Origin of the sequence: Streptococcus pseudopneumoniae, assembly GCF_001073085.1 — a bacterium.
Lineage (GTDB): Bacteria > Bacillota > Bacilli > Lactobacillales > Streptococcaceae > Streptococcus > Streptococcus pseudopneumoniae_M.
The window spans coordinates 1-23,479 of the sequence record NZ_JVFV01000019.1; the positions used below are offsets into that span (position 1 = coordinate 1).

Below are 23,479 nucleotides of genomic sequence, written 5' to 3' on the forward strand. Positions count from 1 at the left end.
TTATTTTAAAAACCACTTAATTAACCATGGATACATGATTGGCATAAACATGAAGCAATCTCCTTCCTTTTCTTCTCACTTATATATTCGAGAAATCATTTTAAAATAAACAATTAAATCAAATTTATTTTAAAAACCACTTGATCAACCACGGATAAAGACCTGTCACATACATCAGTAATCCTCCTTTTTTGTTCTCATCTCTTTATTCGTAAACTCATACTCTTCGAAAATCTCTTCAAACCACGTCAGCTTCACCTTGCCGTACTCAAGTACAGCCTGCGGCTAGCTTTCTAGTTTGATCTTTGATTTTCATTGAGTATCAACTGTAAAATTTTAAAATCTTATCTTTTTTCGAGAAATAAAAAAACAACATGACTTGCATGTTGCTATATGTTAGATTTTATCTTTAATGGCTTTCAATACATCTGCCACACTTTGAAGATGGTCGATTTCTTCATCACTGATTTCAATTCCAAATTCATCCTCAATAGTTAGTACGAATTCCATCAAATCTACCGAATCAGCATCCAGATCATCCTTCAAGCTCAAGGCCTCTGTGACTACAAAGTCTTCTCCTTGACGTTCTTGGATAATGGTCACGACACGATCAAAAATTTCTTTTTCTGTCATATATATTATTCTCCTGAAAATTCACGCGCAGTTTGAGCAACTACGTCTGTTTCTAGCATGGTACGAATCTGACGAATCGTACTGTACACAGCCTTGGCATCACTTGAACCATGAGTCTTGACAACAGGCGCCTTAACACCAAACAAGACTGCACCCCCAACATCTGAATAGTTAAGCTGCTTTTTCAAACCTCTAAGGCTATCCTTGAGAAGAAGAGCACCTAATTTAGCTCGCAAACCGCCACCTGTAATAGCATTTTTAAGTAAGCCCATGATTCCCATGGCTGTACCTTCGATGGATTTTAGCACAGCGTTTCCCGTGAAACCGTCTGCCACGACAACATCTGCAACACCCTCCATCAAATCACGCGCTTCCACATTACCGACAAAGTTCAAACTCTCATCAGCTGCTAGCAAGTCATAAGTCTCCTTGCGGAGTGGATCTCCCTTGCTGCTCTCTGTCCCATTATTAAGCAAACCAACTCGTGGTTTTGCAATTCCACGAACATTTTTAGCGTAGAAAGAACCTAGGATGGCATATTGATGAAGGTGATGGGCTGTGTTTTCTGCATTGGCACCGAGGTCTAGCATATCAAAACCTTTCCCATCAACTGTTGGTAAGGTTGACATAAGTCCAGGTCGGTCAATATTCTTGATGCGACCAACGATGAAAAATCCTGCCGCTAGCAAAGCACCGGTATTTCCTGCAGAGAGCACGGCATCAGCCTCACCGTCCTTGACAGCCTTGGCCGCCAAGACCATACTGGCATTTTTCTTCTTACGAATGGCTTTTGTTGGCTCGTCATCCGAATCAATTTTTTCATCTGTATGGATAATGCTGACGCGTTCTGTAGCTGTTAGATATTGCTTAATTTTACTTTCATCTCCGTAAAGTTGAATCTCAATATCTGAAAAGTCAGCAAGGGCTTGATTGACTCCCTCTACAATAGCTTGAGGTGCATAATCGCCACCCATTGCATCTACTGCGATTTTTTTCATTTGTCTTCCTCTTTTAGTAATTGTCCCCAATCGGCTAGGGAATCAATAAATTTCTTTGATTTTAGGTGAATTCCTACGTATTCTTCATAAATTTGATCCATGAACTGACGCAATTCTTGCTTGATTTCAGACTTGAGAGAAATAGTCTCTAAAGTCTCAAAGTTAATAGCTTGAAATTGATTGAGCAGATAGGGAATGTTTGGATTCAGATGACAACGTTTCTCATCCTCATGATAATGCTCAGGACATAAGCAAGCGCCATATTTGAAAGAAAAATCAAAAGCCTGACCCACCCGATGGCAAAAAACACACTCATTAAAGTTAAGACCGATCCCAAAACGTGTCAAAATCTGAATTTCAAAAATATTGGTCAAAACTTGATAATCCAGACCCTCTTCCATCAACTCTAAAGTCTTTTGTAAAAAAGCAAACAAGGGAGCATCCTGTTGATTGTCCTGCAAACTAGCATCTGCCAGAGCTGCCACATAGGTCGCATAGGCCATGACAAAGAGATCACTATTGATTTTTGGAAAGGTCATCACCTCATGATAGTCTTCAATATAACTAAGCCCATCATCATTGATTCGCAAAAGAAAACGAGCCAGCACCAAAGGTTGAATAACTGGAGCAAGTTTGGATTGACCAGCATGTTTGACAAAAAACATGCGCTTACCGACCTGCTCTGTAAAAATCTTGACTAGCTTGTCATCCTCACGAAAATTACGATTGTAGAGCACCAACCCCTGACTCGTAATAGACTGAATCATGCTTTTCTCATGTACTCCTCAAGACGTTTCATAGCCTCTCTGATGGTTTCCATACTAGCTGCATAAGACAAGCGCACATAACCTTCTCCATATTGACCAAAAGCTGCACCAGGGATAAAGGCAACAGCCTTCTTCTGAGCAAAATCTTTTAGAAAAGCAAAGGAATCTTGATTGTAGCCTGTTGGAATCTTAGCAAAGATATAAAAAGCACCATCTGGTTTGATAATCTCAAAACCAAGGTCAGTCATCTTCTCGATAATGTAGTCCCGACGTTGGGTATACTCCTTCTTCATCGGCTCTGCATCGTTCTTACCAGCCGTCAAGGCTTCTACCGCAGCATGTTGAGCCATGGTATTTGCGGCAGTGACCAAGTACTGATGACTCTTGATTAACTGGGCTGTGAAATTTGCTGGAGCAAAGATAAAACCTAAACGCCAACCTGTCATAGCATGGGATTTGGATAGACCGTTGATGATAATAGCCTGATCTCTCAGCATAGTGCCTAGCGATACATGATTTTCCCCTGTATAGGTTAATTCTGAATAGACCTCATCACAGACAACGAAAATCTCATACTTACGTAAAACGTCAGCCAAGGCCTCCAACTGTTCGCGACTATAGGTAATTCCTGTAGGATTGGCTGGATAGTTGAGAATAACTGCCTTGAGCTTGTCACCCTGCTCCAAGATTGCCTTCTCCAGCATTTCAGGAGTTAAGACAAAACCGTTCTCAGTCGTATCAATCTCGACAATCTCTGCACCAACTAGATTGACAATTGGTTCATAACCAGGATAGGCAGGAGCTGGCAAGAGAACCTTGTCACCCTCTTCTAAAATAGCTGTCAAAGTAGCTGATAGAGCCTCTGTTGCACCAATTGTGACCAAGATTTCATTCTCTGGATTATAGTCTAGCTGGTATTTTTCTCTTACAAAATCACTAGCTGCCTGGCGCAAGGTCAACAAACCACTCATCCCTGTATAGTAGGATTGATTTTGGTCAATGGCTCGCTTAGCCGCCTCCTTGACATGGTCTGGAGTTGTGAAGTCAGGCTCTCCCAATGTCAGACGTAGAACCCCAGGAATCTCTGAAATAGCCTGGTCAAACTGACGAATCAAGGAAACTTGAATCTTATCTAATTGTTTATTAAAGCGCTTGGTTAAGTCCATAGATACCCTCCTTGCTTAAAGAACATATGTCTATTATACTACAAAAGCTCTCTGACCGCAAAATCACACTAGCATAAGCAACTGATGTATGTTCATTTAAATTTATTACAACACTATGTTTTTAGAATACTCAATGAAAATCTCATGAAACTAAGAATCGAGGTTAAAGCATAACTAAAGTTAGGTAAGCCGAATATGACAACGTATTAGGAGATTTTCGACGAGTATTGAGAAGTTGCGTAAGGAAATAAATCGGATAGGGGTCAATATAAATCAGATCACAAAAAAAGTAAACGAAGATAATCAGGCTAGTCTAAATGAATTTAGTCAGATTCTTGAATTGTAGAAACATTTGAAAGATACAGTCAGACAATTTATTCAAAAACAAGAAAATCAAACAAAGGTACAGGACAGTTGGTTGTAATAAGAATTATTGTTGATATTCTCTCTTATTTATCCTAAATTTATAACTAAGGATAAGATGATGTCGGGCGACTGGTAACAGTTTGCTTAAATGTTACTGATAATTCAGCTTCAGGTTCGGCACTACTTTCAGCTTTAGGCTGTAAAGAACCCGCTCCACCACTGGTTCTATTCGTTTCACTCTTGGATTATATTCAAGAGTTTTTTCTTGCAAAAAAAGTTCAAAAAATATATACTGGCTATACACGATATAGAACGGAGATATACCATGACTAGATCACTTGTTAAGCAATACAATTTTAAAATCAATGAGTTAGCAATGGAACAAGCTAGAGCCATTATCAAGGAAAAAGGAATGACCATGACGGATGCTATCACTCTTTTTATAGAGCAGATTGTCCTCGAACAGGACTTGCCAATCAAGACTGCAGAAGATTTACACCGTGAACAGTTGATTGAGGAATTACAAGCTCAATCCGAACGAGCCTTAAGAGAATATGAAGCAGGAAAAGGGACTTCCCTAGACAGTATGAGGGCACGCTATGGCTTATAAAGTAATTATTTCTGATGAAGTGAGCCAAGCTATTGACAGTATTCATGATTACATCACTACTGTTCTTTTATCATCTCAGTCTGCTAAAAATACTGTGGGTAAAATTTTAGATGGCTTAAAAAGTTTAGAAGTCTTTCCTGAGGCTGGTTTTGACGCCGATGAAAAAATTGGTGTAAAGATTAACAGTAAGTTCCCTACACGAGGAAAAATTATTGGTCAGTATGTTTTACTCTACTTCATCGACCAAAAACGAAACACTGTTTTTTTATCTCACCTATTCCACACAAAAAGCGACTATGTCACTTTGCTACAAAATGGTAATAAAAAAAGCTCAACTGATTGAGACATCTTTCTTTATTTTATAAGCTCCGAAACCTTAATTTTTGGTACCGTCTTGGTTTAACAATACGCTGTATATATAATATTTACAGCTACTTTTTCTTTAGAAACGTTGATTTAATAAGGATTTAAATATTACAGAGTATACCTTTGTAAAATACGGTTTTGCTAATCTTCGTTACAACTATTCTAGCACCATTATTGATTACTAGATCGGTAATGTCATTTCTGAGTGGATAGTCAGAAAGTGGTTAGATAAGTGCGACAAAAAAATATAACCTGAGTTTAGTTTTAATATGACTAGACAAACAGAAATACCAGAGGTGGAGCTCTGGTATTTCTGTTTTTACCAAGACTTCGTTACAGTTCTAATCACATAATGAGAGAAACTTGTCAAATAATTATTAAACTTTACTTTTCTTCGAGATAAGATTATAATAAGGAGTATTTATTTTCGGAGGTTTTTATGTCATTTCTATCAAAAAATTGGGCAGGACTGTTAGCCTGTCTGATCATTTCTATCATCTCTTGGGTTCTAGGAGGCTTTCTGCCTGTTGTGGGAGCACCTGTTTTTGCCATCTTTATTGGCATGATTCTCCACCCATTTCTCACTTCCTATACACAACTGGAAGCCGGCTTGACTTATAGCTCCAAAAAACTGCTTCAGTATGCTGTTATCTTGCTTGGGTTTGGACTCAATATCTCTCAAGTTTTTGCAGTAGGAAAATCTTCGCTCCCTGTCATTCTATCCACCATTTCTATAGCCTTGATTGTTGCCTATCTTTTCCAGCGCTTTTTTGACCTAGATACAAAGCTAGCTACCTTGATCGGTGTTGGTTCCTCTATCTGTGGCGGTTCTGCCATTGCAGCGACTGCTCCTGTCATCCATGCCAAGGAAAAAGAAGTCGCACAAGCCATTTCTGTTATCTTTTTCTTCAATGTCTTGGCCGCACTTATCTTTCCAACCCTAGGAACCTGGCTTCATCTATCAAACGAAGGTTTCTCCCTCTTTGCAGGAACTGCGGTCAACGATACTTCCTCTGTAACAGCCACTGCTAGTGCCTGGGATAGTCTATACAATACAAACACTCTTGAGTCTGCCACTATTGTCAAATTGACCCGTACTCTAGCTATTATCCCTATCACTCTCTTCCTCTCTTACTGGCAAAGTCGTCAACAAGGAAACAACCAAGGGGTAAAACTTAAAAAAATCTTCCCTGTTTTCATTCTCTACTTCATCCTAGCTTCTCTGCTAACCACCATTCTCACTTCTTTCGGTGTCAGCAATAACTTCTTTGCACCTCTCAAGCAACTATCTAAATTCCTCATCATCATGGCCATGAGCGCTATCGGCCTCAAAACCAATCTCATTGCTATGATTAAGTCCAGCGGTAAATCCATTCTGCTTGGAGCTCTCTGCTGGATTGCTATCATTCTAACCAGCCTTGGTATGCAAATGCTCATCGGTATTTTCTAAGACAAAGAGAGTGGGACAGAAATCGGTAATTCGTTAGAATTCGATTTCGTCATCCCACCTCCGCACAGTTGAGTAGGGCTGTAAAAGCTGATGAAATCAGCTTAGTAGAGCCCACTCAATCACTGCGTCTTACTCGACAATCCAAAGACAATTGAGAGGCTAGGACTTTTGTCCCAGCCTCTTTTATTGTTCAAGAATTAAGCGTGTATGTTCTCTCTTAATACAACGGTTCATCACGATATCATCGCAACCTCCAGAACGCAAGATTTCTTCCGCTTCTAGACTTTCAAGTCCTAGTTGCGCCCAGAAAATCTTAGCATCAGCCTTGAGAAAATCTCGTGCCACATCTGGTAGAAACTCACTACGACGATAGACATTAACGATATCTACAGGGAAAGGAATCTCAGCCAGACTAGCATAAGCCTTTTCTCCCAAGATTTCCCCACCTGCAGCCTTAGGGTTTACTGGTATGATTTTATAGCCACGAGCCTGCATTTCCTTTGTCACTCGATTGCTAGTTGTTTCCTCACGGTCAGACAAGCCCACTACTGCTAGAGTTTTACTGGTTTCTAGATACTGACGGATCACGCCATCACTTGGATTGATAAATTCTTGAGTCATAAAAACCCTCCTTTTTCATCAGTATAGCATATTTTGAAAGGGTTTGCAGAAATTTACTATAAAATCAAAAAATCCTCCCAAAATTAAACAATTTCATTTAATTTGAGGAGGATTCATAAAAATTTTATTTAAAGATTATTCTCTTGTTGGTTTATACTGAAGGCTTTCTCCATGTTGTTTGACAAAGTCACTCATCTCTGAGTCAGGAATTTGTCGAAGGTAGAGATTGGCACGAATCGTATCATCTTCTTCACGACAAGTAGAAAGAACAAGATATTTATCCTTAGCTGATACCTTAACATTTGGTTTCTTAACCTCTGCAGTATCATAAATAATATTTAGCTGTTTCTCAAAATCCGCATCATCATCAAAAGAAGTACGGTAAAAAGCTGTTTCTTCTGGAACAATAATCATAGCAACAGCTTCATAATAATACTTTCTCTCTGGAGTTTCAATGACAACATAAGGGTGTTCATCAAAATATTCCTGGCGACTGAAGTAATTCACATCTTTAAACATGCGGTGGTCAGGCACTTTACTACCACGAGCGTGACCAAATAACCAAGTCAATCGATCACTAAAGTCCTTCTTGTTATCAGCATCCATAAAGACTGTACCCATTAAAGGCTCATTAACGCCATCAAAGCGCTTATCTAAATAAGTCGCATTATCCGTTGTTTGAACAACTGGTTCATCTAACTGGGTACCAGGAATATATACGTAACCAACCGTCTCAGAGTTTGTTGCGAGCAATCCTTTAAACTTATTAGCAAGATATTCCTTTTCTTCCTCACTAGTAGTATAAGTTTGCTTTGGAGCTTCCTGAGTAACCTTTGCATCATTTAGCTTATCTCCACTTGGAGCTAGGAAGCTTTTATAGATAAAGAAGCCTCCCAAAGCAACGATAGCTACTGCAACGATTGAAGCAATTATTTTAGTAATTGGTGATTTCTTTGTCGTAGAACGTCTACTCATCTTTTCCTCCTCATTTTTTACCAAAAAAATCACTGAAACCAAGTTTCAGTGATTGGCTACTTTTTAAATAAAATTATTTAGCAGCGTGTGTTTTTGGAAGAGCTTTTTGACCTGCTTTAGCATTTGCGCCTGCTTTTTTAGCAGCATCGTCTGCTTTTTTAGCTTGGTCTACAGCACCTGGTTTACCAGGTTCTGGTTGTGCTGCTTGATCAGCTGGTGCTTGGTCAGCAGATGCAGCTTTACCTGTTTGGTTAGCTTGGTCTTCAGCGATACGAGTTGGGTTAGGTTTGTTATCTTCAACACCAGTTGGGTCGTTCCAGTAGTTACCTTGAGCTTTAGCTGCGTTACGGTATGTTTCTTGCAAGTATTGGATTGCACGGTTACGTTGTGAATTTGTTGCGTCAGCCAAAACTTCATCAAGGTTAGCTTTAGCAGTTGCTACAGCTTTTTCATGAGTGTGACCAACGATTGCTTGAGCTTTAGCAAGTTCTGCACGAGCTGCAATCACTGAAGGTTCTTTTTCAACAGCTGCTGCGATATCTTCTGGGTGAGCTTCTACGTATGCATAAGCTTGATCTGCAATATCACGTTCAGAAACATATTTCTTTTGGATCAATTGGTTAGAAGAAGCTGGGTTTTCTCCTTGTGCAAAAACTGGAGCTGCTGCTGAGAATACTGCAAGAGCTGCTACTGATGCCAATAAAACTTTTTTCATTGTTTTATCTCCTCTTTAAGTTTAATTTTAATTATAAGGATAATCCTTATTAACTCAAATTATATCACATATATTAGAGTTGTCAAGCTATTTCTTAAAGTATTTTTAAAATTTCTGGTAAAAAACGAGTAAAATTTATTATATTCTTAAAAAACAAGCAATATTCTCGAAGAATTAAGGAAAAAAATGGACTAAAAAACGAACAATTAGTGAAATTTTCACATTTTTCTGATCTAATTAAGAAAACTCCCAACAAGGCCTATCACTTTGTTAGGAGTTTTGTCTGATCCAACGAATTCGTTAGATTTTTTTCTCAATACTAAATAATGGAGATAGAGGACGTTTTTCATGGATACGGATGATAGCATCTGCCAAGAGATGTGCAATAGAGATTTGCTCAATCTTATCAATTAAACGCTCTTCTGGTAGGTAGATAGTATCCAAAACAACTAATTTTTTAATAGCTGATTTTTGGATATTATCCATAGCAGGCCCTGAAAGAACTGGGTGCGTACAGCTTGCGTAAACTTCGACAGCACCAGCTTCTGCAAGAGCATCCGCCGCATGGCAAATAGTTCCAGCTGTATCGATCATATCGTCAATCAAGATACAAGTCTTGCCTTCTACCTTACCAATGATGTTCATCACTTCACTGGTATTCATCTTGTCCACGCTACGACGTTTATCAATAATGGCAATCGGAGTTTTCAAAAACTCTGCCAATTTACGAGCACGAGTCACCCCACCATGGTCCGGACTGACAACCACATAGTCAGAACCAACCATGCCACGACGCTCAAAGTAGTCTGCAATCAAAGGAGCACCCATCAAGTGATCGACAGGAATATCAAAGAATCCCTGAATCTGTGCAGCATGCAAGTCAATCGTCAACAAACGATCCACTCCAGCCACTTCTAGCATATTTGCCACAAGTTTTGAAGTGATTGGCTCACGCGCTCTCGCTTTTCTATCCTGACGTGCATAGCCATAGTAAGGCATAACAACGTTGACAGATTCTGCACTGGCGCGTTTCAAAGCATCTACCATAATCAAAATTTCTAGCAGATTGTCATTTACAGGTGAGCTAGTTGATTGTAGGATAAAGACGTGTTTTCCACGGATCGATTCTTCGATATTAACTTGAATTTCTCCATCTGAAAATTGACGTACAGTCGATTTTCCCAACTCTATCCCAATCTCTTGCGCCACACGCTTTGCCAATTCTCTATTTGAAGAAAGGGCAAACAGCTTTAAATCAGAAAAAGACATGATTTCCTCCAGTATTTATGTATCACTTGTGTTTTTTCACAACATTTTTCCAACTACCATTGTAGCGCTTTTTTCTTGATTTTTCAATAAAAAATAAGACAAGAATGGACATTTATCCCCTTGTCTTGTGCTCATTTATATTCCTTATATTCAAGCTGAAATGTGATAACTTAGACATTCTATCTCATAGGAAGATAGGAACTCACAAAGGAAAAGTTAGTATACCTCTCTCATACTGCCTGTATCCACATCATAAACAGCCCCTGAAATAACCACATCATCTGGAATCAATGGGCATTCTCGAAGTAACTGCATATCCTCACGAACACTCTCCTCAACGTCTTGAAAAGGGAGAAAATCTTGACCCGAGACATCAACCCCTAATTCAGTTTTTAAATGTTCTTGAAACTCTTCGTTTTGAAAAGTCTGTGCACCACAGTCTGTATGGTGAAGAACCACTATCTCTCTTGTTCCCATTTGTTGCTGAGAAATCACGAGTGAGCGAATCATATCGTCTGTCACTCGACCGCCTGCATTCCGTAAAATGTGAGCATCTCCAAGTGCTAACCCCAAAGCTTGTGCAACGTGCAGACGTGAGTCCATACAAGTCACAATGGCTACTCTTGTTTTCGGCTTGATTGGCAGATTTAACTGCCCATGCAGGGCAACATAAGCCTGGTTGGCTTGCATAAACTGTTCAAAATACGACACGATTTCCCCCTTTAAAAATTTGATAATCAAATATTTCTCCTATCTTATCATTTTTAAGAGTATTTGTCAGCTGTCAACCTCCCTATTAAAAAACCAGGACAGAGACATCCAGCTTCTAGCTTGGGTTTCTGCCCTAGTTTTTTTATTATTATGAACCTTTTTGAATATACTTGTTAAGAGAGCCTGCAAAGCTTTGAAGATTGAGACTTTGTACATAGACCTCACCGGTACCTCGGAAGGTATTCACCACTCCTTCGCCTGTACCAATAGACTGCCAGAAGCCATTTTCTAAGTGGATATGATAGTCCAAAGATTGACTCCAAGCTACCACATGGGCATTGTCGATGGTTATTTCTTGGTTTTGTAGCTCAATTTTCTTGATAGACCCAAAAGCATTGGCCAAGAGAGTTCCCTGGCCTTGGGTGGTCATTACAAAGAGACCGCCTTGCCCTCCGAACAGAGCTTTCCCAATAGACTGACTCTCCATAGTATAGGAAGCCGTCCCATCAAGAGCCAGAAAAGCCCCATCATTCAATCGATACTGCTTTTCACCTAGCTCAAGAGCAATCACTTGACCAGGAGTATCTGGTGCTAAAGCAAGATGTCCGTTGTCAGACTCTGCAATAGCTTGAGTAATGAAGGTACTTTCACCAGAAACCATAGAGCGTCCCACAGCTTTGACAAAACGCCCCAAACCAGAACCACTCGCATTAAGTTGGGTATTGAGGCTGACATTAGGTGTGTGGTAAACCATGCTACCGCGCTGAATAAAGACTGTTTCTCCTTGGTTGAGCGATAACTCTACCAAAGGAAATTGCATTTGACTATCCATAGAAAATTTCATCAGAAATTCCTCCTTGTTTTTAATAAATATTAGCTATAAAGTGTTTTGCAATCTAAAACTGAGTAAGACTATTAGGCAAATACTTTTTTCAAGACTTCTCCGATAGTCGTCACTCCAATCACCTGAATTTCCTTAGGTGGTTTGATTCCTGTCAAGGAATTTTTCGGTACATAGATTTTTGTAAATCCAAGTTTTGCTGCTTCATTGATGCGTTGCTCGATACGATTTACACGCCGAATTTCTCCAGTCAAACCTAATTCTCCTACAAAACATTCCTGAGGATTGGTTGGCTTGTCCTTATAGCTCGAAGCTATAGCAACCGCAACTGCCAAATCAATAGCAGGCTCATCCAATTTGACACCACCAGCAGATTTGAGATAGGCATCCTGATTTTGGAGAAGCAAACCTGCCCGTTTCTCCAAAACAGCCATAATCAAGCTAGCGCGATTGAAGTCAAGACCTGTTGTAGTCCGCTTGGCATTCCCAAACATAGTCGGTGTTACCAAGGCCTGAACCTCCGCAAGAATAGGACGGGTTCCTTCCATGGTCACCACGATGGACGAACCAGTTGCTCCATCTAAACGTTCTTCTAGGAAAACTTGACTCGGATTGAGCACCTCAACCAAGCCACCTGATTGCATCTCAAAAATCCCAATTTCATTTGTCGAGCCAAAACGATTTTTGACTGCTCTCAAGATACGGAAGGTATGGTGGCGTTCCCCTTCAAAGTAAAGCACCGTATCCACCATATGCTCCAACATACGAGGACCCGCCAAGGTTCCTTCCTTGGTCACATGCCCTACAATAAAGATGGCAATGTTATTGGTTTTGGCCAGCTGCATGAGTTCTGCAGTCACCTCACGCACCTGAGACACAGAACCTTGAACTCCAGAAATCTCAGGAGACATGATGGTCTGGATAGAGTCGATGATGAGAAAATCTGGCTGAATTCTCTCTATTTCTGCCCGTACGCTCTGCATATTGGTCTCTGCATAGAGATAAAACTCGCTATCAATATCACCTAAACGCTCTGCACGGAGTTTGATTTGCTGGGCAGACTCCTCACCACTGACATAGAGAACTGTCCCCACTTGAGACAGCTGGGTTGAGACTTGTAAGAGCAGGGTTGATTTCCCAATCCCTGGATCCCCACCAATGAGTACAAGACTTCCTGGTACCACACCCCCACCGAGTACACGGTTGAACTCCTCCATTTCAGTCTTTGTTCGATTGACATTGATGGAGGTCACTTCAGCCAGTTTCATGGGCTTGGTTTTCTCCCCTGTCAAGGACACACGCGCATTTTTGACCTCGGCAACCTCAACCTCTTCTACAAAGGAAGACCAAGACCCACAGTTTGGACAACGTCCCAGATATTTAGGGGAATTATACCCACAATTTTGACACACAAATGTCGCCTTTTTCTTTGCGATAATAAACCTCTTTCTAAATCTCTATCTCACACTCAATCACTTGGCAAAAATCAATCTTCTCGTCTGGTACAAATTGGCGCATGAGCATTCCGTGAGTTACAATGATAATAGTTTTATAATTTTTATATTTTTCCAAAGCACTTAAAAAACGATGACGCATCTCTAGATCAGTTTCATAGCGATAAGGAGAATCTTCAGATAAACCTCCTTGATGTTTGAGATAATATTCATGAGCTACCAATACACTAGTTAAATCAGAGTTAGTGCCATCTAAGTCTGGACGCCACTCATGAAAAAACGGCTCCACAAATAAGTCCAATCCTGTTTCAACCGCTATATAATGTGCTGTTTCTAAAGCCCTCGTCACAGACGATGAAATAATAATCTCTGCCTTTCCAAAACATGCAGTTTTAGCAACTTCTTTTGCCAGACTGCGACCTTTTCCTGTCAATGGTGCTAAATCACGACCAAAACCACTATAGAGTCGCGGATTTTCAAGTTTATCAAGCATACTATAATCTGGTTCCCCGTGACGTACAAAGATAATCTTCATCTTAGTGCCCGGTCGATCCAAATCCACCAGTACGAACTCCGTCTGCCTCGTCTCCATCTGCAATCAAGAAAGGTGCAAAGACAGCCTGAACTACACGTTCCCCAACTTCAAGAACAACTTCTTGATCTGTGATATTCTTCATCTGTGCAAAGATATGTCCCTCATTCCCTGGATTGCCATAATAGTCTCCGTCAATGACACCCACAGAGTTAATCAAGACCAAACCTTTTTTACGAGGGTTTGAAGAACGATCATAGAGGTAGAGAACCTCTGTCGGCTGCATATAGGCCTTGACCCCAGTTGGGACGAGAACGATTTCTCCTGGTGCAATGACTGTACGCTCCGCAACCTTTAAGTCGTACCCAGCCGCATGCGCTGTCTCACGCTTCGGTAGCAAACTCTCATCTGTAAAACTAGAAACTAGTTCAAAACCACGAATTTTCATAATCTTCTCTTTTCTATTATCATTTATTCTAGGCTATTTTATCTTATTTATTCGAAAAAAGCACGAAAAATCTTCTATATAAAATAAAGAAAAGTGTCCTATCAAAAAGCAAACAATAAAATCATACAAAAAAATTTAAAGATATTTCAAATGTCCCTTATTTTCCCTCTCATTAACAAACTCATTCCTATTTCGCCATACTTAAACTATTTTCTTTAAAGTACAAAAAAAGAGCACACAATTCACATCGCTTAGGGCTGCTGGATTCCTCCCCTGACCCGCTTCACGCAGAACTGTTGCTCCATTAGTTATTATACCACATTCCTCAAGATTTTAAAAGAGAAATTATTTTTTCCGTCGATTTCTGAAAAATTCCTGCATAATGCCTGCACATTCACTCTCTAAAATCCCTGTTTCAACATCTACACGATGATTAAGACGCTCGTCTGTCAAGATATCGTACAGACTTCCAGCTGCACCAAATTTCTGGTTTTTAGCTCCATAGACCACCTTTGGGATGCGAGCTAGCCCAATCGCCCCGCTACACATCACACAAGGCTCTATAGTCACAAAAAGTGTGCAATCCAACAAACGCCAGCTCTCTTCCCTTACATTAGCATTCTCTATGGCCATAATCTCCGCATGCATAACCGCACGTTGCAACTCCTCACGCGCATTGTGCCCCCGACCAATGATTTCTCCATCCTTTACAATTACACAACCAATTGGGATTTCATCATGCTCTAAAGCAATCTTCGCCTCCTTTAAGGCCTCTCTCATAAATGCTTCTTTTTCTTCAACTGTATAATCCATAGCTTCTCTCTTTTCTCGCCTATCAATTCTATCATTATAGCATGTTTTCCTAGACAAAAAAAGAGCTCTGTAATATTTGCAGTAACTAACTTTTCTATAGATAGTAATCTATCTCTGGATTGTAGAAATAAAGTTTTAAATAAAGTATAATAGTAGCAAAATTGAGAGAAACATCAGAAATCATGAACTGAAAGTAATAGAGATAATTGATACTGAATGTCCAAATCTATTGAAACATTTTTAACTATAAGTCTCCAAGAGATGATTATCCTGAGATTTAAATAACAAACAAGATGAAAGGATAACTAATGCAATTAGAATGTTTACAGGATGAATCAAAACTTATATTGATGTCTCCTTACAAAGATACATTTAATAGAGTAGGAGGGCCATCCATAATATCTTTATCTGTTATGATTCTCTGGATTCTAAAGTACCTGATGGCTTATAATACTGATTTTTCATACAAGATTGTTATGGCGATAGTGCTAATTTATGCTCCCCTCCTTATATGGTTTTTGGGCTATTCTCTTTTCATAAATGGAGTAAAATTAGAAGTTTATAAAAACAATATTGTTCAGTATTATACCTATAGCAATAGAGGCCACAGCGTATTACATTATCAATTTAAACTTCAAGATATTGAACAACTAACCATTAAAAGGCGTCCCTTTAACTGTGTAAAGATAACCATCAAAATTAAAAATCCTATTTGTGTGGCATCACATGAGAAAAAAATAAATAAGCTAACAAGTGTCAGTATCATCACAAATAAACTAAAGGCAGATGCTTTTATGAATGAAATGAAGCTATTTCAAAGTGATAAATCAGGCAATCAATTTATCAAGTAAGCTGATTCAGAAAAAATTCAAGTTTGTCTAACTTACAAATTCTCAAGAAAATAGTTCACTGATGAGGCTGGGATCAAAAATCCCAACCTCATTTTTGCTTAGTTATAAGCCTTTGATGTGTTAGCCAATTAAACGATTTGTTGGTATTTTAGAATTCAAAAAGCTCCTTTTACCAAAACTTCTTTTCTCCATTCACAACCTTAACTAATGTACCAAAATGTTGAAAACTCGTAGATCTGGGGCTACCAAATCAAGACTTAATCTAGAGACTTAATGCCCACTGTTTTTTCTTCAACTGAAAAAAAAGCCACCGAATGCGGTGACTTTATAGGGAGATTATTATGAAAAAGAAAAGTTTAGGATATTTGTTACAACAAGTTAGGAGGTCTTCTTGTAACTGTCTATAGTATAGCTGAACTATCTTAAACAAATCTTAAAAAATCTCTTATGACCAAACACTTTCTAAAATATTTGTTTGTTCACGATCAGGACCTACTGAGAAAGTAGAGATACGAACGCCAACCAATTCGCTAACACGACGAACATAGTTACGTGCATTTTCAGGAAGATCTTCCAAAGTACGTACTCCAGTTATATCTTCTGACCAACCAGGTAATTCTTCATAAATAGGTTTACAACGTTTCAATTGTTCAAGACTAGCTGGATAGTAGTCAATGCGTTGACCATCAAGATCATAAGCTACACAGATTTTCACAGTATCTAAACCACTCAAAACGTCGATAGAGTTCAAAGAAAGATTCGTAATTCCAGAAACACGGCGACTATGACGCATAACCACTGAGTCAAACCAACCTACACGACGTGGACGACCTGTTGTCGTACCATACTCATGACCTACTTCACGAATGCGTTCTCCCACTTCATCAAACAACTCAGTTGGGAAAGGACCATCTCCTACACGACTTGTATAGGCCTTACATACACCTACAACCTTGTCAATCTTGCTTGGACCAACACCTGAACCGATCGTCACACCACCTGCAACAGGGTTTGATGACGTAACAAATGGATAAGTACCTTGGTCAATATCTAGCATGACACCTTGGGCACCTTCAAATAGGACACGTTTGCCATTATCAAGCGCATCATTTAAAATAACCGAAGTATCTGTGACATATTGCTTAATTTGTTGACCATACTCATAATATTCTTCAAAAATATCATCAATTGAAATAGGGTTACTATCGTACAATTTTTCAAACAAACGATTCTTCTCAGCAAGGTTACGTTCTAATCGCTCACGGAAAATATCTTTATCTAAAAGATCCGCAATACGGATTCCAACACGAGCAGCCTTATCCATATAAGCTGGTCCGATACCCTTGATAGTAGTACCAATCTTATTTTCACCCTTAGCTTCTTCTTGCAGACGGTCTAACTCGATGTGGTACGGCAAAATAACATGCGCACGATCAGAAATACGTAGATTATCTGTTGTAACACCTTCATCATGAAGATAGCTCAACTCTTTCACAAGTGACTTAGGATTTACAACCATCCCATTCCCAATGACAGAAATTTTTTCAGGGAAGAAAATTCCAGAAGGAATCAAGTGCAACTTAAATTTCTTTCCATCAATCACAATTGTGTGACCAGCATTATCACCACCTTGGTAACGCGCAATCACTTCTGCATTAGCTGAAAGGAAGTCTGTAATCTTCCCTTTACCTTCATCACCCCACTGGGTACCTACAACAACAACTGAAGTCATAATCTTGTCTGAGCCCTTAGGCTCTTCCTTTCTCACATACATGGCAGGAATCTCACCTACAATTATATCTTACAATTTATTATAATAAAGATTCTCAATTTTTTCAAGACCAAAGACCAGAAACATTAGGGAACTAGAGAAAACTAGAAAATTAATATTAAAAAAATATTGTAAATTTATATTTTGAAAAGAAAAAAACTATGAAATCGTTCGGAAATATGGAATTTATAAATTATCTCCCAACCCAATCATTTGAAATCAATAACTGTTCAATGTACAAACGGTAGCAAGCTCTATAGTGGTAAGAAAATAAAGGATGCATAATATCAAGCTTGTACCGAACTAAATAATAGAGTAAAAATCGAAGATGAAAAACTTCCCATTCTAAATCATTATCTACTAAATAACTATATTCCTTTTCAATAACATCATAAAAATCAAGATATTGTTCATAAATCTGTTCAATCATTTTATTTGACTCCATTTCTATTGATAAAATGAGTATAACAAAAAAATAGAAGAACCTGGGAAGATACTTCTATCATGTACTATAATGAATATCCAAATAAATAACAGATAAAAAAATTAACAGTTCAGGTCAACAATCCTACATTTCAAAAAAAGATCTAAAATTTCTATAATGAAAAGAAATCACTGTAGGAATTATGGTAGTCTACTTTATAATAAAAAAAACTTATCTGAACAATGATTACAACACCTCAAAATCCATTAAAGAATTACTTATAAGACCTATTAAAAATACTTAAAATGAAACATTCAAATCTAACAAACTTATAAAAGATATTAAATATTAATAAAGAGCTAAATAAAAAATAATCAAGATGACCCCTGAAATATAAAAAAAGACGTCCCTTGGAACGTCTACATACTCCGCCAGTAGGACTCGAACCTACGACATCATGATTAACAGTCATGCGCTACTACCAACTGAGCTATGGCGGATTAAAGCTAAGCGACTTCCTTATCTCACAGGGGGCAACCCCCAACTACTTCCGGCGTTCTAGGGCTTAACTTCTGTGTTCGGCATGGGTACAGGTGTATCTCCTAGGCTATCGTCACTTAACTTTGAGTAATACCTACTCAAAATTGAATATCTATCAAATCTCAAGAAAACCTTAACACTTCGTATTCTCAGTTACTTTGGATAAGTCCTCGAGCTATTAGTATTAGTCCGCTACATGTGTCGCCACACTTCCACTTCTAACCTATCTACCTGATCATCTCTCAGGGCTCTTACTGATATATAATCATGGGAAATCTCATCTTGAGGTGGGTTTCACACTTAGATGCTTTCAGCGTTTATCCCTTCCCTACATAGCTACCCAGCGATGCCTTTGGCAAGACAACTGGTACACCAGCGGTAAGTCCACTCTGGTCCTCTCGTACTAGGAGCAGATCCTCTCAAATTTCCTACGCCCGCGACGGATAGGGACCGAACTGTCTCACGACGTTCTGAACCCAGCTCGCGTGCCGCTTTAATGGGCGAACAGCCCAACCCTTGGGACCGACTACAGCCCCAGGATGCGACGAGCCGACATCGAGGTGCCAAACCTCCCCGTCGATGTGAACTCTTGGGGGAGATAAGCCTGTTATCCCCAGGGTAGCTTTTATCCGTTGAGCGATGGCCCTTCCATACGGAACCACCGGATCACTAAGCCCGACTTTCGTCCCTGCTCGAGTTGTTGCTCTCGCAGTCAAGCTCCCTTATACCTTTACACTCTGCGAATGATTTCCAACCATTCTGAGGGAACCTTTGGGCGCCTCCGTTACCTTTTAGGAGGCGACCGCCCCAGTCAAACTGCCCGTCAGACACTGTCTCCGATAGGGATCACCTATCTGGGTTAGAGTGGCCATAACACAAGGGTAGTATCCCAACAGCGTCTCCTTCGAAACTGGCGTCCCGATCTCTTAGACTCCTACCTATCCTGTACATGTGGTACAGACACTCAATATCAAACTGCAGTAAAGCTCCATGGGGTCTTTCCGTCCTGTCGCGGGTAACCTGCATCTTCACAGGTACTAAAATTTCACCGAGTCTCTCGTTGAGACAGTGCCCAAATCATTACGCCTTTCGTGCGGGTCGGAACTTACCCGACAAGGAATTTCGCTACCTTAGGACCGTTATAGTTACGGCCGCCGTTTACTGGGGCTTCAATTCATACCTTCGAGTTACCTCTAAGCACTCCTCTTAACCTTCCAGCACCGGGCAGGCGTCACCCCCTATACATCATCTTACGATTTAGCAGAGAGCTGTGTTTTTGATAAACAGTTGCTTGGGCCTATTCACTGCGGCTGACATATGTCAGCACCCCTTCTCCCGAAGTTACGGGGTCATTTTGCCGAGTTCCTTAACGAGAGTTCTCTCGCTCACCTGAGGCTACTCGCCTCGACTACCTGTGTCGGTTTGCGGTACGGGTAGAGTATGTTTAAACGCTAGAAGCTTTTCTTGGCAGTGTGACGTCACTAACTTCGCTACTAAACTTCGCTCCCCATCACAGCTCAATGTTATAGAACTAAGCATTTAACTCAATTCACACCTCACTGCTTAGACAGACACTTCCAATCGTCTGCTTTAGTTAGCCTACTGCGTCCCTCCATCACTACATACTCTAGTACAGGAATATCAACCTGTTGTCCATCGGATACACCTTTCGGTCTCTCCTTAGGTCCCGACTAACCCAGGGCGGACGAGCCTTCCCCTGGAAACCTTAGTCTTACGGTGGACAGGATTCTCACCTGTCTTTCGCTACTCATACCGGCATTCTCACTTCTATGCGTTCCAGCGCTCCTCACGGTACACCTTCACCACACATAGAACGCTCTCCTACCATACCTATAAAGGTATCCACAGCTTCGGTAAATTGTTTTAGCCCCGGTACATTTTCGGCGCAGGGTCACTCGACTAGTGAGCTATTACGCACTCTTTGAATGAATAGCTGCTTCTAAGCTAACATCCTAGTTGTCTGTGCAACCCCACATCCTTTTCCACTTAACAATTATTTTGGGACCTTAGCTGGTGGTCTGGGCTGTTTCCCTTTCGACTACGGATCTTAGCACTCGCAGTCTGACTGCCGACCATAATTCATTGGCATTCGGAGTTTATCTGAGATTGGTAATCCGGGATGGACCCCTCACCCAAACAGTGCTCTACCTCCAAGAATCTCTAATGTCGACGCTAGCCCTAAAGCTATTTCGGAGAGAACCAGCTATCTCCAAGTTCGTTTGGAATTTCTCCGCTACCCACAAGTCATCCAAGCACTTTTCAACGTGCCCTGGTTCGGTCCTCCAGTGCGTCTTACCGCACCTTCAACCTGCTCATGGGTAGGTCACATGGTTTCGGGTCTACGACATAATACTAAAGCGCCCTTTTCAGACTCGGTTTCCCTACGGCTCCGTCTCTTCAACTTAACCTCGCATCATATCGTAACTCGCCGGTTCATTCTACAAAAGGCACGCTCTCACCCATTAACGGGCTCGAACTTGTTGTAGGCACACGGTTTCAGGTTCTATTTCACTCCCCTCCCGGGGTGCTTTTCACCTTTCCCTCACGGTACTGGTTCACTATCGGTCACTAGGGAGTATTTAGGGTTGGGAGATGGTCCTCCCAGATTCCGACGGGATTTCACGTGTCCCGCCGTACTCAGGATACTGCTAGGTACAAAGACTATTTTGAATACGAGGCTTTCACTCTCTTTGGCTGATCTTCCCAAATCATTCTCCTATAATCTTTGAGTCCACATTGCAGTCCTACAACCCCGAAGAGTAAACTCTTCGGTTTGCCCTTCTGCCGTTTCGCTCGCCGCTACTAAGGCAATCGCTTTTGCTTTCTCTTCCTGCAGCTACTTAGATGTTTCAGTTCACTGCGTCTTCCTCCTCATATCCTTAACAGATATGGGTAACAGGTAGTACCTGTTGGGTTCCCCCATTCGGAAATCCCTGGATCATCGCTTACTTACAGCTACCCAAGGCATATCGTCGTTTGTCACGTCCTTCTTCGGCTCCTAGTGCCAAGGCATCCACCGTGCGCCCTTATTAACTTAACCTTATTTTTTTGACCTTTCAGTCATAAACTCTTTATTAATACTACAGCGTTTTCGGTTTATTTTCTTGTTACTATTTGATATAGATATTCAATTTTCAATGTGCATTACTTGGTGATCTCTCACCAATGGAGCCTAGCGGGATCGAACCGCTGACCTCCTGCGTGCAAAGCAGGCGCTCTCCCAGCTGAGCTAAGGCCCCACAAGACCTCTCAAGACTAAACAAGACCAATGTGCATTCCTTATCCTTAGAAAGGAGGTGATCCAGCCGCACCTTCCGATACGGCTACCTTGTTACGACTTCACCCCAATCATCTATCCCACCTTAGGCGGCTGGCTCCTATAAGGTTACCTCACCGACTTCGGGTGTTACAAACTCTCGTGGTGTGACGGGCGGTGTGTACAAGGCCCGGGAACGTATTCACCGCGGCGTGCTGATCCGCGATTACTAGCGATTCCGACTTCATGTAGGCGAGTTGCAGCCTACAATCCGAACTGAGACTGGCTTTAAGAGATTAGCTTGTCGTCACCGACTTGCGACTCGTTGTACCAGCCATTGTAGCACGTGTGTAGCCCAGGTCATAAGGGGCATGATGATTTGACGTCATCCCCACCTTCCTCCGGTTTATTACCGGCAGTCTCGCTAGAGTGCCCAACTGAATGATGGCAACTAACAATAGGGGTTGCGCTCGTTGCGGGACTTAACCCAACATCTCACGACACGAGCTGACGACAACCATGCACCACCTGTCACCTCTGTCCCGAAGGAAAACTCTATCTCTAGAGCGGTCAGAGGGATGTCAAGACCTGGTAAGGTTCTTCGCGTTGCTTCGAATTAAACCACATGCTCCACCGCTTGTGCGGGCCCCCGTCAATTCCTTTGAGTTTCAACCTTGCGGTCGTACTCCCCAGGCGGAGTGCTTAATGCGTTAGCTACGGCACTAAACCCCGGAAAGGGTCTAACACCTAGCACTCATCGTTTACGGCGTGGACTACCAGGGTATCTAATCCTGTTTGCTCCCCACGCTTTCGAGCCTCAGCGTCAGTTACAAGCCAGAGAGCCGCTTTCGCCACCGGTGTTCCTCCATATATCTACGCATTTCACCGCTACACATGGAATTCCACTCTCCCCTCTTGCACTCAAGTTAAACAGTTTCCAAAGCGTACTATGGTTAAGCCACAGCCTTTAACTTCAGACTTATCTAACCGCCTGCGCTCGCTTTACGCCCAATAAATCCGGACAACGCTCGGGACCTACGTATTACCGCGGCTGCTGGCACGTAGTTAGCCGTCCCTTTCTGGTAAGATACCGTCACAGTGTGAACTTTCCACTCTCACACTCGTTCTTCTCTTACAACAGAGCTTTACGATCCGAAAACCTTCTTCACTCACGCGGCGTTGCTCGGTCAGACTTCCGTCCATTGCCGAAGATTCCCTACTGCTGCCTCCCGTAGGAGTCTGGGCCGTGTCTCAGTCCCAGTGTGGCCGATCACCCTCTCAGGTCGGCTATGTATCGTCGCCTTGGTGAGCCGTTACTTCACCAACTAGCTAATACAACGCAGGTCCATCTGGTAGTGATGCATTTGCACCTTTCAAGCAGATATCATGCAATATCTACTGTTATGCGGTATTAGCTATCGTTTCCAATAGTTATCCCCCGCTACCAGGCAGGTTACCTACGCGTTACTCACCCGTTCGCAACTCATCCGGAGAAGCAAGCTCCTCCTTCAGCGTTCTACTTGCATGTATTAGGCACGCCGCCAGCGTTCGTCCTGAGCCAGGATCAAACTCTCATTAAAAGTTTGAGTTCTCACTCATTTCTGTCACTGACAGATTTATTGTTTTTTTCATTGTTCAGTACTACAACTTCAGTTGTAGTGCCCTGCACATTGGTTCGTCTTGTTCAGTTTTCAAAGGTCTTTGTCACTCACTTCTCTCAAGTGACAACTATATTAGTATATCACAGCCGCTTTCGCTTGTCAACACTTTTTTGAAACTTTTTTTAATTTTTTTCATCTAGTGTTTCATCTGTAACATACCATAGTCCGTACGGGATTCGAACCCGTGTTACCGCCGTGAAAAGGCGGTGTCTTAACCCCT

Annotated in this window: 21 protein-coding genes, 2 tRNA genes, 3 rRNA genes and 1 other RNA gene; 5 read left to right on the top strand and 22 right to left on the bottom strand. The window is 41.1% G+C overall.

Going from position 1 to position 23,479, the window contains the following annotated elements; translation table 11 throughout:
* Positions 1–396 precede the first annotated feature (396 nt).
* Genes ADH90_RS03900 through ADH90_RS03915 form a run of 4 tightly spaced genes read right to left on the bottom strand, consistent with a single transcriptional unit; the run spans position 397 to position 3,564 of the window.
* On the bottom strand, positions 397–633 hold the full coding sequence (locus ADH90_RS03900) for an acyl carrier protein (protein WP_049504569.1): 237 nt from the start codon (positions 631–633) through the stop codon (positions 397–399).
* Between the two features lie 5 nt (positions 634–638).
* On the bottom strand, positions 639–1,631 hold the full coding sequence (gene plsX, locus ADH90_RS03905) for a phosphate acyltransferase PlsX (RefSeq protein WP_049530048.1): 993 nt from the start codon (positions 1,629–1,631) through the stop codon (positions 639–641).
* A complete protein-coding gene (gene recO, locus ADH90_RS03910) occupies positions 1,628–2,398 on the bottom strand; it encodes a DNA repair protein RecO (protein ID WP_049530049.1) in 771 nt (256 codons plus the stop codon). The genes plsX and recO overlap by 4 nt, the downstream gene beginning before the upstream one ends.
* Positions 2,395–3,564 (bottom strand): pyridoxal phosphate-dependent aminotransferase, encoded by a 1,170-nt coding sequence (locus ADH90_RS03915; RefSeq protein WP_049530050.1) that lies wholly within the window; start codon positions 3,562–3,564, stop codon positions 2,395–2,397. The genes recO and ADH90_RS03915 overlap by 4 nt, the downstream gene beginning before the upstream one ends.
* A 235-nt stretch (positions 3,565–3,799) precedes the next feature.
* Between ADH90_RS03915 and mobC the strand changes: the two genes are divergently transcribed.
* The 4 genes from mobC (at position 3,800) to ADH90_RS03930 (ending at position 6,356) form a co-directional block, all read left to right on the top strand.
* On the top strand, positions 3,800–3,910 hold the full coding sequence (gene mobC / locus ADH90_RS11560) for a plasmid mobilization relaxosome protein MobC (protein WP_239681984.1): 111 nt from the start codon (positions 3,800–3,802) through the stop codon (positions 3,908–3,910).
* A gap of 345 nt (positions 3,911–4,255) precedes the next feature.
* Entirely contained in the window at positions 4,256–4,540 is a 285-nt protein-coding gene (locus tag ADH90_RS03920) for a type II toxin-antitoxin system RelB/DinJ family antitoxin (protein ID WP_049504562.1), read from the top strand.
* Positions 4,530–4,883 carry a type II toxin-antitoxin system RelE/ParE family toxin gene (locus ADH90_RS03925; protein ID WP_049530051.1) on the top strand — a complete coding sequence of 118 codons (354 nt, stop codon included), beginning with the start codon at positions 4,530–4,532 and terminating at the stop codon, positions 4,881–4,883. Before ADH90_RS03920 ends, ADH90_RS03925 begins: the two co-directional genes overlap by 11 nt.
* A gap of 462 nt (positions 4,884–5,345) precedes the next feature.
* Positions 5,346–6,356: a YeiH family protein gene (locus tag ADH90_RS03930; protein ID WP_049530052.1), complete on the top strand. Its 1,011-nt coding sequence runs from the start codon at positions 5,346–5,348 to the stop codon at positions 6,354–6,356.
* A gap of 183 nt (positions 6,357–6,539) precedes the next feature.
* Here ADH90_RS03930 and ADH90_RS03935 read toward each other — a convergent pair whose 3' ends face one another.
* The 11 genes from ADH90_RS03935 to tadA all read right to left on the bottom strand — a co-directional run bounded on the left by ADH90_RS03935 (position 6,540) and on the right by tadA (position 14,735).
* Positions 6,540–6,977, bottom strand: coding sequence for a CoA-binding protein (locus tag ADH90_RS03935; RefSeq protein ID WP_049530053.1), 438 nt, complete (start codon positions 6,975–6,977; stop codon positions 6,540–6,542).
* 135 nt (positions 6,978–7,112) lie between these two features.
* A complete protein-coding gene (gene srtB / locus ADH90_RS03940) occupies positions 7,113–7,952 on the bottom strand; it encodes a class B sortase, LPKTxAVK-specific (RefSeq protein ID WP_049530054.1) in 840 nt (279 codons plus the stop codon).
* Between the two features lie 73 nt (positions 7,953–8,025).
* The gene (abpA, locus tag ADH90_RS03945) at positions 8,026–8,667 is read right to left on the bottom strand and encodes an amylase-binding adhesin AbpA (RefSeq protein ID WP_049530055.1); all 642 of its coding nucleotides are present in this window, start codon (positions 8,665–8,667) and stop codon (positions 8,026–8,028) included.
* 300 nt (positions 8,668–8,967) lie between these two features.
* A complete protein-coding gene (locus ADH90_RS03950; RefSeq protein WP_049530056.1) occupies positions 8,968–9,936 on the bottom strand; it encodes a ribose-phosphate diphosphokinase in 969 nt (322 codons plus the stop codon).
* Between the two features lie 216 nt (positions 9,937–10,152).
* Positions 10,153–10,647, bottom strand: coding sequence for a beta-class carbonic anhydrase (locus tag ADH90_RS03955; protein WP_006147430.1), 495 nt, complete (start codon positions 10,645–10,647; stop codon positions 10,153–10,155).
* 148 nt (positions 10,648–10,795) lie between these two features.
* Positions 10,796–11,491, bottom strand: a complete 696-nt coding sequence (locus tag ADH90_RS03960; protein WP_049530057.1) for a TIGR00266 family protein — start codon at positions 11,489–11,491, stop codon at positions 10,796–10,798.
* Positions 11,492–11,562: 71 nt separating this feature from the next.
* Positions 11,563–12,924: a DNA repair protein RadA gene (gene radA / locus ADH90_RS03965; protein ID WP_080982619.1), complete on the bottom strand. Its 1,362-nt coding sequence runs from the start codon at positions 12,922–12,924 to the stop codon at positions 11,563–11,565.
* Positions 12,925–12,937: 13 nt separating this feature from the next.
* Complete coding sequence (locus tag ADH90_RS03970; protein ID WP_049530059.1) at positions 12,938–13,477, bottom strand: histidine phosphatase family protein; 540 nt, start codon at positions 13,475–13,477, stop codon at positions 12,938–12,940.
* A 1-nt stretch (position 13,478) separates the two neighbouring features.
* On the bottom strand, positions 13,479–13,922 hold the full coding sequence (locus tag ADH90_RS03975) for a dUTP diphosphatase (RefSeq protein WP_049530060.1): 444 nt from the start codon (positions 13,920–13,922) through the stop codon (positions 13,479–13,481).
* A 215-nt stretch (positions 13,923–14,137) separates the two neighbouring features.
* Positions 14,138–14,235: signal recognition particle sRNA small type (gene ffs, locus ADH90_RS10605), an RNA gene on the bottom strand.
* 32 nt (positions 14,236–14,267) lie between these two features.
* Positions 14,268–14,735: a tRNA adenosine(34) deaminase TadA gene (gene tadA, locus ADH90_RS03980; RefSeq protein WP_049530061.1), complete on the bottom strand. Its 468-nt coding sequence runs from the start codon at positions 14,733–14,735 to the stop codon at positions 14,268–14,270.
* 308 nt (positions 14,736–15,043) lie between these two features.
* Here tadA and ADH90_RS03985 point away from each other — a divergent pair, with 308 nt between their 5' ends.
* Entirely contained in the window at positions 15,044–15,586 is a 543-nt protein-coding gene (locus ADH90_RS03985; RefSeq protein WP_049530062.1) for a hypothetical protein, read from the top strand.
* 445 nt (positions 15,587–16,031) lie between these two features.
* Here the strand turns inward: ADH90_RS03985 and ADH90_RS03990 are convergent, their stop codons facing one another.
* The 7 genes from ADH90_RS03990 to ADH90_RS04020 all read right to left on the bottom strand — a co-directional run bounded on the left by ADH90_RS03990 (position 16,032) and on the right by ADH90_RS04020 (position 23,178).
* Positions 16,032–17,318 carry an adenylosuccinate synthase gene (locus tag ADH90_RS03990; protein WP_049530064.1) on the bottom strand — a complete coding sequence of 429 codons (1,287 nt, stop codon included), beginning with the start codon at positions 17,316–17,318 and terminating at the stop codon, positions 16,032–16,034.
* A 232-nt stretch (positions 17,319–17,550) separates the two neighbouring features.
* Positions 17,551–17,787 (bottom strand): sigma(X)-activator ComW, encoded by a 237-nt coding sequence (gene comW, locus ADH90_RS03995; RefSeq protein ID WP_049530063.1) that lies wholly within the window; start codon positions 17,785–17,787, stop codon positions 17,551–17,553.
* A 420-nt stretch (positions 17,788–18,207) separates the two neighbouring features.
* Positions 18,208–18,281 (bottom strand) — tRNA-Asn (locus ADH90_RS04000).
* A gap of 5 nt (positions 18,282–18,286) precedes the next feature.
* Positions 18,287–18,402: ribosomal RNA gene (gene rrf / locus ADH90_RS04005) — 5S ribosomal RNA — on the bottom strand.
* Between the two features lie 77 nt (positions 18,403–18,479).
* Positions 18,480–21,382, bottom strand: a 23S ribosomal RNA gene (locus ADH90_RS04010).
* A 126-nt stretch (positions 21,383–21,508) separates the two neighbouring features.
* Positions 21,509–21,581, bottom strand: a tRNA-Ala gene (locus tag ADH90_RS04015).
* A gap of 50 nt (positions 21,582–21,631) precedes the next feature.
* Positions 21,632–23,178 (bottom strand): 16S ribosomal RNA (locus ADH90_RS04020).
* Together the 16S, 23S and 5S rRNA genes with 2 tRNA genes alongside form the textbook arrangement of a ribosomal RNA operon.
* Positions 23,179–23,479 lie beyond the last annotated feature (301 nt).

What these genes read in the sequence shown, in the direction of transcription:
- plsX (WP_049530048.1), bottom strand. Translation starts at nt 1,631, where the DNA reads ATGAAAAAAATCGCAGTAGATGCAATGGGTGGCGATTATGCACCTCAA.
- ADH90_RS03915 (WP_049530050.1), bottom strand. Translation starts at nt 3,564, where the DNA reads ATGGACTTAACCAAGCGCTTTAATAAACAATTAGATAAGATTCAAGTT.
- ADH90_RS03935 (WP_049530053.1), bottom strand. Translation starts at nt 6,977, where the DNA reads ATGACTCAAGAATTTATCAATCCAAGTGATGGCGTGATCCGTCAGTAT.
- srtB (WP_049530054.1), bottom strand. Translation starts at nt 7,952, where the DNA reads ATGAGTAGACGTTCTACGACAAAGAAATCACCAATTACTAAAATAATT.
- recO (WP_049530049.1), bottom strand. Translation starts at nt 2,398, where the DNA reads ATGATTCAGTCTATTACGAGTCAGGGGTTGGTGCTCTACAATCGTAAT.
- ADH90_RS03950 (WP_049530056.1), bottom strand. Translation starts at nt 9,936, where the DNA reads ATGTCTTTTTCTGATTTAAAGCTGTTTGCCCTTTCTTCAAATAGAGAA.
- ADH90_RS03925 (WP_049530051.1), top strand. Translation starts at nt 4,530, where the DNA reads ATGGCTTATAAAGTAATTATTTCTGATGAAGTGAGCCAAGCTATTGAC.
- ADH90_RS03930 (WP_049530052.1), top strand. Translation starts at nt 5,346, where the DNA reads ATGTCATTTCTATCAAAAAATTGGGCAGGACTGTTAGCCTGTCTGATC.
- comW (WP_049530063.1), bottom strand. Translation starts at nt 17,787, where the DNA reads ATGATTGAACAGATTTATGAACAATATCTTGATTTTTATGATGTTATT.
- ADH90_RS03900 (WP_049504569.1), bottom strand. Translation starts at nt 633, where the DNA reads ATGACAGAAAAAGAAATTTTTGATCGTGTCGTGACCATTATCCAAGAA.
- ADH90_RS03970 (WP_049530059.1), bottom strand. Translation starts at nt 13,477, where the DNA reads ATGAAGATTATCTTTGTACGTCACGGGGAACCAGATTATAGTATGCTT.
- tadA (WP_049530061.1), bottom strand. Translation starts at nt 14,735, where the DNA reads ATGGATTATACAGTTGAAGAAAAAGAAGCATTTATGAGAGAGGCCTTA.
- ADH90_RS03985 (WP_049530062.1), top strand. Translation starts at nt 15,044, where the DNA reads ATGCAATTAGAATGTTTACAGGATGAATCAAAACTTATATTGATGTCT.
- ADH90_RS03990 (WP_049530064.1), bottom strand. Translation starts at nt 17,318, where the DNA reads ATGACTTCAGTTGTTGTTGTAGGTACCCAGTGGGGTGATGAAGGTAAA.
- ADH90_RS03975 (WP_049530060.1), bottom strand. Translation starts at nt 13,922, where the DNA reads ATGAAAATTCGTGGTTTTGAACTAGTTTCTAGTTTTACAGATGAGAGT.
- abpA (WP_049530055.1), bottom strand. Translation starts at nt 8,667, where the DNA reads ATGAAAAAAGTTTTATTGGCATCAGTAGCAGCTCTTGCAGTATTCTCA.
- ADH90_RS03920 (WP_049504562.1), top strand. Translation starts at nt 4,256, where the DNA reads ATGACTAGATCACTTGTTAAGCAATACAATTTTAAAATCAATGAGTTA.
- ADH90_RS03960 (WP_049530057.1), bottom strand. Translation starts at nt 11,491, where the DNA reads ATGAAATTTTCTATGGATAGTCAAATGCAATTTCCTTTGGTAGAGTTA.